This is a genomic window from Clostridium cylindrosporum DSM 605, assembly GCF_001047375.1.
GTDB lineage: Bacteria > Bacillota > Clostridia > Clostridiales > Caloramatoraceae > Clostridium_AB > Clostridium_AB cylindrosporum.
Window position 1 is genome coordinate 266,029 of the sequence record NZ_LFVU01000024.1, and the last position, 15,596, is coordinate 281,624.

General features: G+C 32.1%; 12 protein-coding genes. 2 read left to right on the plus strand and 10 right to left on the minus strand.

Annotation, left to right across the window (positions count from 1 at the left end; genetic code table 11):
* Nucleotides 1-129: 129 nt before the first annotated feature.
* A complete protein-coding gene (locus CLCY_RS06765) occupies nt 130-1,425 on the minus strand; it encodes a hemolysin family protein (RefSeq protein WP_048570355.1) in 1,296 nt (431 codons plus the stop codon).
* Between the two features lie 405 nt (nt 1,426-1,830).
* On the opposite strand from CLCY_RS06765, the gene CLCY_RS06770 reads away from it, so the two are divergent.
* Nucleotides 1,831-4,599 (plus strand): cation-translocating P-type ATPase, encoded by a 2,769-nt coding sequence (locus CLCY_RS06770; RefSeq protein ID WP_048570356.1) that lies wholly within the window; start codon nt 1,831-1,833, stop codon nt 4,597-4,599.
* A 105-nt stretch (nt 4,600-4,704) separates the two neighbouring features.
* Here CLCY_RS06770 and CLCY_RS06775 read toward each other — a convergent pair whose 3' ends face one another.
* The 7 genes from CLCY_RS06775 to CLCY_RS06805 form a co-directional block, all read right to left on the minus strand.
* The gene (locus CLCY_RS06775; RefSeq protein ID WP_048570357.1) at nt 4,705-4,932 is read right to left on the minus strand and encodes a hypothetical protein; all 228 of its coding nucleotides are present in this window, start codon (nt 4,930-4,932) and stop codon (nt 4,705-4,707) included.
* A gap of 218 nt (nt 4,933-5,150) precedes the next feature.
* The gene (locus CLCY_RS06780; RefSeq protein ID WP_242844950.1) at nt 5,151-6,533 is read right to left on the minus strand and encodes an RNA-guided endonuclease TnpB family protein; all 1,383 of its coding nucleotides are present in this window, start codon (nt 6,531-6,533) and stop codon (nt 5,151-5,153) included.
* Between the two features lie 562 nt (nt 6,534-7,095).
* Entirely contained in the window at nt 7,096-7,728 is a 633-nt protein-coding gene (locus CLCY_RS06785) for a nitroreductase family protein (RefSeq protein ID WP_048570359.1), read from the minus strand.
* A 1-nt stretch (nt 7,729) separates the two neighbouring features.
* Nucleotides 7,730-8,161, minus strand: a complete 432-nt coding sequence (locus CLCY_RS06790; RefSeq protein ID WP_048570360.1) for a hypothetical protein — start codon at nt 8,159-8,161, stop codon at nt 7,730-7,732.
* A gap of 102 nt (nt 8,162-8,263) precedes the next feature.
* Complete coding sequence (locus CLCY_RS06795) at nt 8,264-8,467, minus strand: heavy-metal-associated domain-containing protein (protein WP_048570361.1); 204 nt, start codon at nt 8,465-8,467, stop codon at nt 8,264-8,266.
* 19 nt (nt 8,468-8,486) lie between these two features.
* Nucleotides 8,487-10,913 (minus strand): heavy metal translocating P-type ATPase, encoded by a 2,427-nt coding sequence (locus CLCY_RS06800; RefSeq protein ID WP_048570362.1) that lies wholly within the window; start codon nt 10,911-10,913, stop codon nt 8,487-8,489.
* Nucleotides 10,914-10,924: 11 nt separating this feature from the next.
* Nucleotides 10,925-11,191, minus strand: coding sequence for a metal-sensing transcriptional repressor (locus CLCY_RS06805; protein WP_048570363.1), 267 nt, complete (start codon nt 11,189-11,191; stop codon nt 10,925-10,927).
* 156 nt (nt 11,192-11,347) lie between these two features.
* On the opposite strand from CLCY_RS06805, the gene CLCY_RS06810 reads away from it, so the two are divergent.
* Nucleotides 11,348-12,544 (plus strand): CynX/NimT family MFS transporter, encoded by a 1,197-nt coding sequence (locus CLCY_RS06810; RefSeq protein ID WP_048570364.1) that lies wholly within the window; start codon nt 11,348-11,350, stop codon nt 12,542-12,544.
* A gap of 351 nt (nt 12,545-12,895) precedes the next feature.
* Here the strand turns inward: CLCY_RS06810 and abc-f are convergent, their stop codons facing one another.
* Both abc-f and CLCY_RS06820 read right to left on the minus strand, forming a co-directional pair.
* On the minus strand, nt 12,896-14,536 hold the full coding sequence (abc-f, locus tag CLCY_RS06815; protein ID WP_048570365.1) for a ribosomal protection-like ABC-F family protein: 1,641 nt from the start codon (nt 14,534-14,536) through the stop codon (nt 12,896-12,898).
* Nucleotides 14,537-15,003: 467 nt separating this feature from the next.
* On the minus strand, nt 15,004-15,567 hold the full coding sequence (locus CLCY_RS06820) for a cyclase family protein (RefSeq protein WP_048570366.1): 564 nt from the start codon (nt 15,565-15,567) through the stop codon (nt 15,004-15,006).
* Nucleotides 15,568-15,596: the final 29 nt, after the last annotated feature.

The following is a 15,596-nucleotide window of genomic DNA, read 5'->3' on the forward strand; positions in this document are numbered from 1 at the left end:
TTATCTCATTCATCTTTAATAAATTTATTTTGTGTGTTATCCACTACCTTAGTATAACACTACAATTGATTATACGCAAGCCTATCCTTGAAATTTTTAACATACAAATTTTTCAGTTTATAAACATATTTAGTCATTGGATACTTTTTTTATTAAAACCTTGCTTACTCTCTTACTATCACATTCAAGTACAATAAACTCATATTCTCCATATGTAAACTTATCATTAACCTCTGGATAGTCATTAACCTGTGAATAAACCCATCCTCCGATGGTATCTATATTCTCTTCCTCAATATTAATTTCAAGGAGTTCATTTATATCATCTAGAAGAACTACTCCCTCTACAATATAGTCACCTTCTTGGGTTTTTGTTATTTCTTGATCTTCTTCATCAAACTCATCTTGGATATCTCCAACTAATTCCTCAAGAATATCCTCAATAGTAACAAGACCAAATGTTCCGCCATATTCATCAATGATTATAGCCATTTGAGGCTTTTCCTTTTTAAATAAATTAAAAAGTTCACTTATTAACATTGATTCCTCTACAAACTTTATTTCACGGATTATGCCCTCTATATTTGCGTTATTCCCTTGGATTTTTTGTCTATATAAATCCTTAGTATGAATGAATCCTATAATGTTATCCTTATCCTCTCTGCATACAGGATATCTTGTAAATTGCTCATTAAGTGTAGTTTCTATAATCTCATCAAATGAGTCCTCAATATAGATACACTTCATATCTGTACGAGGAACCATTATTTCTTTAACTGTTCTCTCTGAAAAGTTAAACACATTATCCACAAAATCTAATTCATTTTGGTTAATAAGTCCATGCTTATAACTTTCTTCAACAAGTAGTTTTATTTCCTCATCTGTATATGCTGTATCATGTTCGTCTCTTTGAGACAATCCAAATATTCTAAGTATAAGTTCAGTACTGTGATTAAAAGCCCACATTACTGGATAGGTTAACTTATAAAATATAATTAAAGGAAATGCTGTGTACAAAGATATCTTCTCTGCACTTATAATCGCTAGAGACTTTGGAACAAGCTCCCCAAGTACAATATGAAAAGTTGTAATAATCGCAAAGCCTACAACAAATGCTATTGAATGTACAGCACTTTCTGGAATATCAAAAAGCTTAAAAACCGGTGTTAACATATGAGAAACAGCAGGCTCACCTACCCAACCAAGTCCAAGGGATGCTAAGGTTATTCCTAACTGACACGCTGAAAGATATGCATTAAGATCTTTTACCACCTTCAGAACATGTACTGCACTTTTGTTCCCCTCTAATAATAATGTTTCTATTCTAGACTTTCTTACCTTTACAACTGCAAACTCCGTAGCAACGAAGAAGGCATTCATAAATACAAGTAAAAGTACAATAATAATATTAATCAAAACAACCATATATCGGTAATTCCCTCCTAGATAATCACGTCTATTTTCTAAACGATGCCTTATAACCTATTAATTAACATTATACCATATATGGTTAATTTATATTACAATAACAGTAATGAAATTATAATCTATTTCCGAGGATTTTATGAATAAGCTCAAAGCAATATGTAATTGACATCATACATAATCTTCATTATAATTCTAAAGGGAAATTATAATATTCTTTTGTTAAGAGGGAGTAACTACCCATAAGGGAGATAAAGTCAACATGCTGGTTATTTTAACCTGGCTTTATCATGGCATTTGTCACAGTGAGACTTTTAGCACAATAACACCTACTGGTGTTTTGTTGTGCTGGGAGTCTTTTTTATTTTGTGTACATATCAAAACTTTTAGAGAGGAGACAGTTTAATGGAATTTTTTCAAAAGTCATTTAAAGAAACCCTAGAGGAGTTTCAAGTAGAGCCTGATAAGGGCCTAGGCGAAGTACAAATTAGGGAAAACCGTGAAAAACATGGTAGTAATGAATTTTCTAAGGGGGAGAAGGTTACTTTACTTAGTAAAATACTAGAAGCCCTAAAGGAGCCTATGATATTCATACTTATTATAGCTGCCTTAATAACTATAGGCATGAATGTTTATAAAACATTCCAAGGTCTACATGCAGAATTTACAGAAAGCATCGGTATACTAGTTGCTATCACTCTTTCTGTAGGTATCACAATAATAATGGAGGGCCGTTCTGAAAAGGCATTTGAAACCTTAAATAGCATTAACGATGATGTTAAGGTTAAGGTACTTAGAAACGGAATTATACAATATGTAGGTAAGAAGGACCTAGTTGTTGGTGATATTATCAAAATAGAAACTGGAGATAAGATTCCTGCTGATGGAAGACTTATAGATTCCCTTCAATTAAAAATAGATGAATCAATGCTAACTGGAGAAAGTATAGCTGTTAGTAAAAACTTTAATGAAGTTTTAGAAGATCCTAAAACTTCACTATCACAGCGTATAAACATGGTTTTTTCAGGTACATTTGTAACCTATGGTCAAGGAACTGCTATAGTAACCTCTGTTGGTGATAAAACAGAAATGGGAAGTATAGCAAACGAACTAAAGGATACAGATTCAAAATCTACACCACTACAAGAAAAGCTAGATAAGCTAGCAAGATCAATTACTACACTAGGTGTTATTGCAGCTGTATTAATCTTTGTATATGAGATATTCAAAATATATATAAGTAATACATTATCCTTTGACACTATACAAAGTGCATTTATGACAAGTGTTGCACTTATAGTTGCAGCGGTTCCAGAGGGACTTCCTACAATTGTTGCTATGACACTTGCACTTAATATTATAAAAATGGCTAGAACAAATGCACTAGTTAGAAAGCTTATTGCATGTGAAACAGTAGGATGTATTAATGTAATTTGTTCAGACAAAACAGGAACACTTACTAAGAATCAAATGACAGTTATAGATGTATATAGCAATGGTGAAATAGTAGAGCCTAAAAATCTTAAAAATAGTTTCATGATAGAAAACTTTACAATTAATAGTACAGCAGATATTAATATTAAGGATGGAAATGTAAAGTTCATAGGTAACCCTACAGAGTGCTCACTACTTAAGGCATTTAGTGATACAATCTGTTCAATGAATCCTAGTAATTGTAAGAATCTTGCTGAGGTGAGCTGTACATGCACTGAAAAATGTACACCTATAGCTATCGGAGGAGAAAACATTAGCTACACGGATATTAGAAATTCATATAACATTGCATTTCAATATCCTTTTAGTTCAGACAAGAAATCAATGACAACAGTTGTTGATGAAACCTCAGCATATAAAGTTTACACTAAGGGAAGTCCAGAAAAGATAATTTCCCTTTGCAATAGAATAATAATAAACAATAGAATAGAAGAATTTACAGATGAACTGAAAATCCTAGTTGGTGACAAAATAACAAAGCTTCAACAGGAATCAAAAAGAATACTTGCCTTTGCACATAATATAATTGATACATCCTACTCAGAGTGGGACAAAGTTCAAGATGAAGTTGAATCTAACATGATTTTTGATGGATTTGTTTCTATTGCAGACCCACTAAGAGATGATGTATTTGATGCAGTTAAAAAATGTAAAAAATCAGGAATAAACTTAAAGATGCTAACTGGAGACAACATAGTAACTGCTACGTCTATTGCTAAGCAGCTAGATATAGTTAAGAAAGATAGCATAATTGTAGAGGCACAGGAAATAGATGAAATGCCTGATGAAAAGCTTCTAGAAATTATAGACAGAATAGTTGTAATCGCAAGAAGTAAACCTATTACCAAAATGAGAATAGTAAACCTTCTTAAGAAACATGGAAATGTTGTTGCTGTAACAGGAGATGGTATAAACGATGCCCCTGCACTTAAAAACGCAGATGTAGGTATAGCAATGGGTATAACAGGTACTGAGGTTTCAAAGGAAGCCAGCGACATTATACTACTTGATGACTCCTTCTCAACAATTGTAAAGTCAGTTGAATGGGGCCGTGGAATATACGAGAACTTCCAAAGATTTATACAGTTCCAGCTAACAGTTAACCTTGTTGCTGTACTCACTGTATTTGTATGTGAAATTCTTTCCCTACCACTACCATTTACAACAATGCAGCTTCTATGGGTAAACCTAATTATGGATGGACCTCCTGCACTGTCACTTGGTCTTGAATCACTAAGAAAACATCTAATGAATCAGGAACCAGTAAAAAGAAGTGCAAATATAATAACTAAAAATATGTTATCTACTATAATATTAAATGGTACATATATTGTTATTATGATGATGCTTGTTATAAAGGGTAATATACTTGGGGCATCAGAGGCTGAGCATACTAGCGTAATATTTACTACATTTGTAATGTTCCAGCTATTTAACGCCTTTAATGCAAGAGAACTTGGAAATGAAAGTGTATTCACCAACCTACTTAAGAATAAATCAATGGTAATCATTATGATAGCAACCTTTGCTCTTCAAGTTCTTATAACAGAGTTTGGTGGAAGTCTATTCAAAACAGCACCACTACCACTTGATATGTGGATGAAAGTAATAGCATATTCATTCTCAATTGTAATATTCTCTGAAATAATAAGACTTATAAAAAGACTTTTCAAAAAATAAAAAAGAAGTATAGGGAAAGAGCTTTTCACTTCCCTATACTTCTTTTTCATACCTTTCATATAATTACTCTCTTAACACTTTAAATATATCTTTTATATTGGACTTTTACTTAATCCATGAAGTTACGTATTCATATTTGCCATAATCTTTTATATTATTTAAGATTTTAAATCCACCACTTATCTTTTCTTCAACACATGTTAAATGGAAATGACAAAGTGCAATTCCTATATCAATCTTGCTTACATCTCCAACTGAAGTATCTCTATAGAAATGAACTTTTAGCCCATCTACTACTACTCTGGTTCTAAAAATATATACAAATGTACTCATTTTAGATAATTCGCACTTTTGCTATCTAATTGATAACTTTAAAGCCTTGGATGTACCAGTTAGTAAATTAAATATATTAATTTTTTAAGTATATTAAACTTACTTATCCTACAACCGTATTTATAAAGTTTATAATTTTAAAGCTTATTCAACCCTCATTTCTGATAAAATATAGGCTTCATATTTCAGAGGTACCTGTATTTGTGATTAAATATTCTTTATTTTAACCTATTTTCTAAAATTTCTTTTACTTTCTTAAAGTTAGTATACAAGTCTATATCTTTATCATATTTTCTATTTAATATGTTTTTGCTTGCATTTATATCGGCATGAATTTCTTTACATTTAGGGCAAGTAAATACGTCTCCTATTCTTTCTCCAAAACTTCCACATACATTACATATCTTACTTGTATAAGCTGGATTTATATATGTGTAAGCTATACTATATAAATTACATTTATACTCAAGTCTTTGTCTTATATATCCCTTTATCCATCTAGATAACTTTCTTTTAACTACTTTAGGATATCTATTATTCCAATTAACAAAATCTAATTGTTCCATAACTATTTCAGTTGGCTTTTCTTCTTTTATTAACTGGTTTAATGAGTAGTTTATATAAGACTTTATCCTACTATCATATTTACTTTTATTATAATTGTATTTTACTTTTCCAAGATTATTTTCTAATATATTTTGAGCTTTTTTAGCATTTCCTTTTTCTAGGTAACTATTGCATAATGCCCAAAGTCTATTTCTATTAGAATTAACCCTATTTAATCTTTCAGTTTCAATGCTTAGAAATTCATTTAACTTTTCACCATAAAACTTCCCACTTGATACAGCAAATAAATATTTATAGCCTTTATCAATTCCAATTACATTTTCACTATTATTATTTTTTCTAGCCTTAATTTTTAAAGGACAATGGATTTCTACCTTTTCTTTAAATAATTTAACTATCATAGTTCTATCATAAACATTTTTATCAGTTAACTTAATAGGTAGCCTTTTACCCTTCTTGGTAGAGGTTATGTTTATACATCCATCTTTATATGAATATAGTCCTGTATCTACTGAAAAGGTAGTTCCCCTATATGAATAAGGTATCTTCCCTTTATATCTTCTAGTGTATCTTTTAATAAGACTATTTAGATATTTATAGTTTAACTTCTTATCTTGAAATATCTTTAGAATATCAAATTCTATATTATTTAAAACTTTATAGTAAAGCTCATTTGCCTTTAAAATATAGTTAATATAATGCTTATCACCATTAGATAAATTAAGATTTTTCTTAATCTGAATTTTAACTTTTAGCTTAATATTACTCCATTTAGATTTAATATTTCCTATAGCCTCTGATAAAGCAAGCTTCCAGTACCTTGCAGGTAATTTCCATTGCTCCGCAAACCCAAATTTAACCCATTCATCTCTAATATCTCTATTTTTAGCAAGTAACAGTATACTTTTTATTCCACTGTATCTTGAGTAAACATAGTTTCTCACATTTTTATATTGGTTAGCTATAAAGGATAATTCTTTAAATGTTTCACTATCTAATTTGTAGGAATGTTGTTTTATAGTTTTTATTATCATTTCCACTTATATCACCTATACTTAGTATTCCCTAAGTATAGAGCATTATCAAGTGGTAAAAATAGGTGTTATAAACTTTATATATACGGTTGATTTTCAATTATCTAAATTACATTTGTATTATTTTTAGATTGTTCAATTAGGTTCGTTACTCCTAACCAGTTCTCTCATGAACTTCTTATACTTTCATATAAGCACAGACTATATCACCATCCATTTTTGGATGCTCCCCATTTCCCCTCACTTGAAGGTACGAGATTTCTCTCTAGTCGTTGAAGGTTCTCCTACTCGGAGCTTCCCTGCTGATTATCCATTATATTAGCACTTAGGATTTAACCCTATGCCATACTAACTATTTTTTCTACTTTCGTAACCGTCACACTCACCTATATTTCATGGTCATGTTGTGGTTAGTTAGGCTTTAGGAACTTCCAGCAATTAAAGGAGTTTTGGATGAATTAAATTCACCACTCTGTACTCTTTAGGAATACAGGGAGCTTTTTATTAACAAAAATACATTTAAGTATACTTGACTATACTTGTATATACTTTTTACAACTATTTAGTTGCTCCATGGTTGTTTATTTACCGCAGATGGTGCAAGTCTAAACATTTCAAGTGGTGTGTAGTACTTACCTGCTGCCTCCTTAGTAAGGGCCATATTAAAGTTACTCTTAAAGAAGCCTTCAGAAAAATCACGACGCTTAGAAGACTTAGCAGTAAATTTAACAATAGATTCAAAAACAGACCTTGAATCCCCTTTGTAACCTATAGGTGAAACTATAGGGAAAACCTCACCTTCTTCAAGTTCCATCACCTTGCTAAACTGACTCTTATTAAAGGTTCCTCCCATCCAGCAGGTTCCAAGTCCTAGTGATGTAGCGTAAAGAACTAAACATTCAAACTCATACCCTAATGCTACCTCAGCTAGTTCCCCTTCTTTATGTGTGATACCGATAAATGACTTCGCTCCTTTAATCATTCCATAGGTGCCTAATTTTTGCTTCCCATCAAGTTTATCCATGTTAATCAACTTAATTCTAAGGTTCTTATTAAAAGGATTACGAATCTCCTTAATATAATTCTCAATTTTTTCACTTATATCTTTACTTAGGCTTTCAGAATTATAAGTTCTAACAGAAGTCCTTGCTTTAATTATCTCAGTAATTGGCTTATTAAAAATATAATCTCCCATTCTAATCTCCCTTATATACATTTTTACTAAAAATATTACTTTTATGTTTTGATTTTATATTATGAAAGACTTCACATAACCTACCATAGTTCTCATCCTTTAGGAATGATCTTGAAAAACATATTATATCTTCTATGGACTCAATTGTGGATTCACGTATCATTAGAAAGATATGCTTAATTATATATAACTCTTTTATTGTAAATTCATCTAAATTATTATTTCTTATTATCCTTTGTAGATCATAATCCAAGTAAAAGTTTATATTTTCTATAGGTCTTCCATCCTTGACCAAATCCACTGCACCTTTTAAATACTCATAAGTAAACTCATTATTCATTTTCACAACCTGTGACTCCATAAAACCTTTTTCAAGAAAATCACTTGATAACCTAACAAGAACTGTAAATATATAATAGAAGTCTTTACACATATTGCTTCCCCCATAAAGTATTTTAGATAAATTCTAACATAAATCAAGAAAAAACATTGTAAAAAAAGGCTATTGATATCTACATCAACAGCCTTAAAAATTCTATTCTATTCCTACAACATCGTATCCTTCTTCTTCTATAACTTCCTTTATAGTAGCATCATCTGCTGAAGTTTCAAGTGTTGCATACTTTCCTTCTAGGTTAACTTCTACCTCTGAAGTTCCGCTTATTCCTTCTAGCGCTTCCTTAACGTGGTTTACGCAGTGACCACAGCTCATTCCTTCGATTAGTATCTTCTTTTTCATATTGTTACCCTCCTTAAATCTAGGCTTTAAATCCCTTAAGTCTTAGTGCATTTAGTAGAACTGAAACTGAGCTTAAACTCATAGCTCCAGCTGCTATCATAGGATTTAGTAGTGGTCCTCCAAATATATGAAGTAGACCCATAGCTACTGGTATTCCAAGTACATTGTACCCAAATGCCCAAAATAGGTTTTGTTTTATATTCTTAATGGTTGCACGACTTAGCTTAATTGCAGATATTACATCCATCAAATCACTTCTCATAAGAACTATGTCAGCGGATTCTATAGCAACGTCTGTACCTGAACCTATTGCTATTCCGATGTCCGCCATTGCAAGTGCTGGAGCGTCATTTATACCGTCTCCAACCATACCTACCTTACTACCATTTGCTTGAAGTTTTTTAACTTCATTAGCCTTATCCTCTGGTAGAACCTCAGCAAGAACTATATCTATTCCAACTTGCTTTGCTATTGCATCTGCTGTTTTCTTATTGTCCCCTGTAATCATAGCTACCTTAATACCCATTTTATGAAGGGCTTCGATTGCCTTTTTACTAGTTGGCTTAACAGTGTCTGCAACAGCTATTATTCCTTCTAATTTATTATCTATAGCTATATACATAGGAGTCTTTCCTTCATTAGCTAGCGCGTCTGATTTCTCTCCAAGTCCCTCTATATCTATACTTCTATCTACCATTAGCTTCTTATTTCCAAGTAATATATTCTTCCCATCAATTACAACTTCTATTCCATGACCTGGAACAGCCTTAAATTCACCAATTTCCTTTAATGTAAGTCCTTTATCCTCAGCTTCCCTAACTATTGCCTCACCTAGTGGATGTTCTGAACCCTTTTCTGCACTAGCAGCAAGAAGTAATACCTCATCCTGTGAACTTGAATTTGTTATAATGTCTGTTACCCTTGGCTTTCCTTCAGTTATTGTACCTGTTTTATCAAAAACAATAGTATCAAGCTTGTAGGTAGTCTCAAGTGCTTCTCCACCTTTAATAAGTACTCCATTTTCTGCACCTTTACCTGTACCTACCATTATTGCTGTAGGTGTTGCAAGACCTAGTGCACATGGACAAGCAATAACAAGAACTGCTATAAATATAGTCAAGGCAAAAATGCTACCTTCACCTGCAATAAGCCATGCTACAGATGCGATTATTGCAAGACCTATTACTACAGGTACAAAGTATGATGATATAACGTCTGCAAGTTTTGCTATAGGTGCCTTTGACCCTTGAGCTTCTTCAACAAGTTTTACTATTTGAGATAATGCAGTATCACGACCAACCTTAGTTGCTTGGTACTTGATAAATCCTGTTTTATTAATACTTGCACCGATTACACTACTTCCAACTGTCTTGTGAGACGGAATACTCTCTCCTGTAAGCATAGATTCATCAATAGTAGTTTCACCTTCTATAACATCTCCATCTACAGGTAGCTTCTCACCAGGCTTCACAATTACAATGTCACCAACTATAACTTCCTCTATAGGAATTGTTATTTCCTTATTATCTCTTATAATAGTTGCTGTTTTAGGCGCAAGACCCATAAGAGTCTTTATAGCCTGTGATGTTCTTCCCTTAGAAAGCGCTTCAAGGTATTTACCAAGAGTTATTAGTGTAAGAATTACAGCTGCTGACTCAAAGTATAAATGCTGAGCATATTCAGTCTCACCATTTGCTATCTTATATATAGCAAAAACTCCATATAAAAACGCTGCTAAAGTTCCTATTGATATTAACGAATCCATGTTTGGACTTAATGTTACTAGGTTCTTAATTCCAACCTTAAAGAACTTATACCCAACAAGCATTACTGGAACTGTTAATGCTAATTGCACTAGAGCAAATTTTAAAGGATTCATCATAGGATCTATCACTTCTGGAAGATGAAGTCCCATCATATGACCCATACTTATTATTAGTAGTGGAATAGTTAATACCACAGAGATTATAAATCTTCTCATAAGTCCCTTTGCTGGGTCTACTTCCTTTTCTTCCTTGATTTCTTCCTCTTTAACAAGCTTATATCCAGCCTTCTCTACAGCTGCCTTTATATCAACCCATGAAAGTTCATCTTCATTAATAGCAATAGTTAACTTTTCTGTAGCAAAATTTACTACTGAACTTTCTACTCCATTAAGCTTCTTCGTAACTCTTTCTACTCTGTTGGCACAGGCGCTACAAGTCATACCCTCAACCTTAAAGTCATACTTCTTTATGTTCTTCTTAACTCCATAGCCTGCCTTTACTACTGCCTCTTCAATATTTGTATTATTTAATTTATCCTTATCAAACTCTACATTTAGAGTTTCAGTTGCAAAGTTAACACTGGCTTTTTCAACACCATCTAGTTTCTTAATAACTCTTTCAACTCTGTTGGCACAGGCACTACATGTCATTCCTTCGATTTTAAATGATTTGTTTTCCATAGGTTCACCTCCTACTTAGAGAGAATCTTCTCTAAGATTTTGTTGATTTCTTCTATCTTCTCGTCACTATCATTACTTTTACAAGCTTCTTTAACACAGTGATTTAAATGTCTTTGTAGTATTATTAAGTTTGCTTTTTTTAGTAATGATTGTGAAGCTAATATTTGATTAGAGATATCTATACAATATCTTTCGTCCTCAATCATTTTAATAATTCCTTCAAGCTGCCCCTTTGCAGTCTTTAATGATTGAAGAGCCTTTTTTCTATCTTCATTCACCTTATCACCTCCCCACCCCCAGGGGGGGGGTGTCTTATAATTTCATTATAATCCTTTTAATTATTTTGTCAATAATCCCTTTTTTATATTCTAATTTAAAGATTATGTTATTATATATTTAGATTAACTTTAATTAAAAATGGAGATGAGCTACGTATGAAAAATAAAAAACAAGTATTAATTATTTTAGGAATTATCTTCACTTCTATTAACCTAAGACCAGCCATAGCCTCAGTTGGTCCCCTTGCTAACTTAATTTCTAAGGATCTTATGATTTCACATTCTATTATGGGACTTATTACAACTATACCAATAATAGCATTTGCTATTTGTTCTCCCTTTGTACCTAAATTAATCTCAAAGCTAGGTCCAGGAATAACAATGCTTTCAGGGCTTATTTCTATATTTGTTGGAATTTTAATTCGTTCATATACAGGACTTATAGGTGTTTTTATAGGAACTATTTTGATAGGACTTGGAATTGGGATAGGAAATGTTCTGCTTCCTAGTTTGATAAAACTTAGATTCCCAGATAAGGTAGGGGTAATGACAAGTATTTATACTACATCTATGGCAGGTTTCGCTGCAGTAGCCCTTGGCTTTAGTGTTCCATTAGCTACTGAATTAAACCTTGGTTGGAGAAACTCCCTAGGGTTTTGGGCAATGCTTGCTTTTATTGGTATTATTGCTTGGATGCCACAGGTGTTTTATAAAAACAATGTGGCTGTAGATGCTAAGAAAGTAAGCGAAAACCTTAAGAACACCCCGTCAATGTGGAAATCATCTTTAGCGTGGAAGGTTACCCTTTATTTTGGAGTTCAGGCTATATTGTTCTATTGTATATTAGCTTGGATGCCTTCTATTCTACAAAGCCATGGTATCTCCCCTAAGAATTCAGGCTATATTGCGTTATTTCTTCAATTAATAACAACTGCTACATCACTTATAATTCCTGTTATAGGAAGGCATTTTAAGGATCAAAGAGTTATTGCAGTTATTTTTTCTAGTATGTACTTATTAGGTACAATATTATTTTTGTTTAGTAATTATAAACCAATATTATTTATATCTATTGTACTTATTGGAATAGGAATAGGCTCTAGCCTATGTCTTGCAATGTTATTTATAGGGCTACGTAGCTCAAACGCTAAAGAGGCTTCAGAGCTTTCTGGAATGGCACAATGTATAGGTCATATGCTAGCTGCTGTAGGTCCAATACTCATAGGGGCAATATATGATTTTACTGCATCATGGACAGTACCTATACTAATATTTATAGCATTTAACATAGCTTTAATTTACTTTAGTATTTCCGCTGGAGCTAATAAGGTAGTTTTTGAAGATGAGATTTAAGACTATATTCTTCATAACATCTACACAACTTTTGATTATGATTTAAATATAATTTGTAGGAGGTGTTATAATGATAGGTCAAGCTTTAGCTCAATGCATACATATGTGTGGTGTATATGGACAGGACTTAGCAAATTGCATTACAATGATGCTAGGTGTTAAATAAAAATTCTTTAGATTATTATATAAAGAATTGTGATTTAAGTTAATCACAATTCTTTTCTACGGTAAATGGAATATTATTTTCACTCATAAATCCTATACATAATTGAGCCGATTATAAAAAGAGCAATATCCGCTAGTAATATTAGATAATGGCTATCTTTACTTGATAATTGACAAACTATATCCTTACCTCCTTAATTCCTTTAGTTCTAAAAGTACCGACCTGTATTCCTTGTCTAGCATCTCTACATTATCTTTTTTACTTGGCATAGATAATCTTCCTATAAGTTCACTAATCCTATTTTCAAGTATCAATATTCTCTTTTCTTTTTCCTCCCTAGAGTTATCTATCTTCTTCGTTTTGCTTTCAATAAATTCCTCATATGTTCCTTTGAAGGACACAAACTTCTTGTCTTCTATCGAAAGAACATTGTCAGCTATAGAACTTACAAATCCCCTATCGTGGGAAACAAATAGTATGGTTTTTGGATAATCCCTCAGTGCTTCTTCTAGAGCCTCCATAGAATATATATCTAAATAGTTTGTAGGCTCATCTAGTATAAGAAGGTTTATATCCCTTAGAAATATTTTTGCAAAGGAAGCCTTTACCCTCTCTCCTCCACTAAGAAGTTCTACCTTTTTATAGATATCCTCTTTTTTAAACAAAAGTCTTGCCAGAAGAGTTCGTGCAAAGCTTTCACTATATATAGACTCCTTCATAATATTTTCTATAATGCTAGAATTCTCATCTAATATATCAAGAGACTGACTAAAATATCCTATCTTAGCTACATTAGATATTTTAAGAGATGAGTTACCTTTCATTATCATATTTATCAAAGTGGTCTTTCCACTACCATTAGCCCCTATTAATGCAGTTTTAGATCCATTGTAAATGTCAAAGCTTGCACCTTTAAAGATAACCTTATCTTTAAATTCCTTATTTATATTTTTTCCACTTATGAGAATTTTGCTGTGAAGCTTACCACTACTTAAAGCATCTAGTTTTATTTTATCAACTTCACTTGGTTTTTCTTTAACCTCTAAATTATTAAGTCTAGACTTAATACTCTTTGCAGCTCTATCTAAATTTGCCTTAGCCCTTTGGTCTCCCATTTTGTGGAGCCTTGCTTCAGAATTCCCCATTCTTGAAGGGGCCTTTTTTATAGACCTTCCCTTTTCATTGGTTTCTACCATGACATTTTCAAGTCTTTTCTTTTCCCTTTGATACTTTTCATATTCGAATCGAGCCCTTTCATTCTCCTTTTCTCTTTGTTCCTTATAAGCTGTGTAATTTCCTGTATATATCTTTAACTTTCCTTTATCAATCTCTAGAATTTTATTACAAATCCTATCAAGGAAACTTCTATCATGAGACACTATAACTAAAGCACCCTTATAGGCTTTAAACTTTTCCTCAATAAGCTTTACAGAATCTATATCAAGGTTCGGGGTAGGCTCATCTGCAAATATAATTTCACTTCTTTCATCTAGCCCCTTAGCTAGCCTAAATTTAGTCTTTTCTCCTCCACTCATATACTCCTTTAGTGCTTCTGATATTCCAAATTTACTAGCTGTCTCGCCGCTAACCGCTTCCTCAATGGTCGTCTCTAGTTGTGATATATAACTAAAGCTTTTATATCTTTTGACAAAACCTTCATCTGGATTTAGATTCCCACACAATATATTGAGCAAAGTAGTTTTCCCCATACCATTCAGCCCAACTACACCTATACGGTCATTTGAGTAAATCTTTAGACCTTCTATATCAAGTATTAATCTATCCCCATAGTATTTTTTAATATTTGCACATTCAATTAATAGCATAAAAAAACCCCTCCTTATAACTTGGAGAGGATAGTAGTTCTCTTGTATTAAAATATTAAACCAATGTTTCCTATTAAATCACTTATACTCTATATATTGATAGACTATAAAACTATGACATAGAATATAGTCTTTTAAAATATAAAAGAGTAATAATAATTAGCACAAGGCTAATATAAACTAACTTCTTAAAATAAGAAAAGCCTTAGGTTTAAACAAAATACCATCCACTCACAAGTTTTTTAAAAAATGCATAACCTTAAAACCTTCTTTTAAGAAGATTTTTAATTTAGAGTTATTACATTTTAGAAACCTTTTAAAAGTGGATTACATCTTCATGTTTAAATACCTTTTCCTTTCTTTTTAGAAGGTTTTTACCTTCTTCAGTTTTTATTCTAACTTATTTTAACAATACATACAACTTGTTTATACATATTATGCATTTCCTAAGTACTAAGTGCCTTATCCTATATCTTTGCAACTACTCTGCAAGGAAGTCCTGTCACTCCTGTAAAGTTTACAGGATAGGTATTTACCTTGAATCCTACACTCATCTCTCCCTTAAGAACCTCTTTAAGGTTACACAGATTCTCAATAATAAATACCCCTTTATCCGCACAGTATTGATCCTTTGCAGTATGCTCTTTTCCTCTTCTTACTCCTGCAAAATCTATACCAATAATAGAGATTTCTTTATATAATAGTGCATCAATCAATTCATTTGAAATCTGCGGATGTTCATTAAAATACTTCTTACTACCATACTCTTCCTTCTCTATAAATCCTGTAAAAAATGCAACAAACATTCCTTTTTCAACCTTATGTAAATCAATATCTTCTGTAGATATATCCCTATCTTGAATTTTACTAACATCAAACACTATTCCATTACGTTCAACATAATCTAGTGGGAATTCCTTATTCATAACATCAAAGTGTGTTCCTAGATGTCCCACAAGTGACTTCATTCCATTCCCCTCTGCATCAGCTACCATTTTAGGTGTTATTTTTAAAGTCATATCAATTAACATTTTATTCCTCCTTATCAATTTATATATTA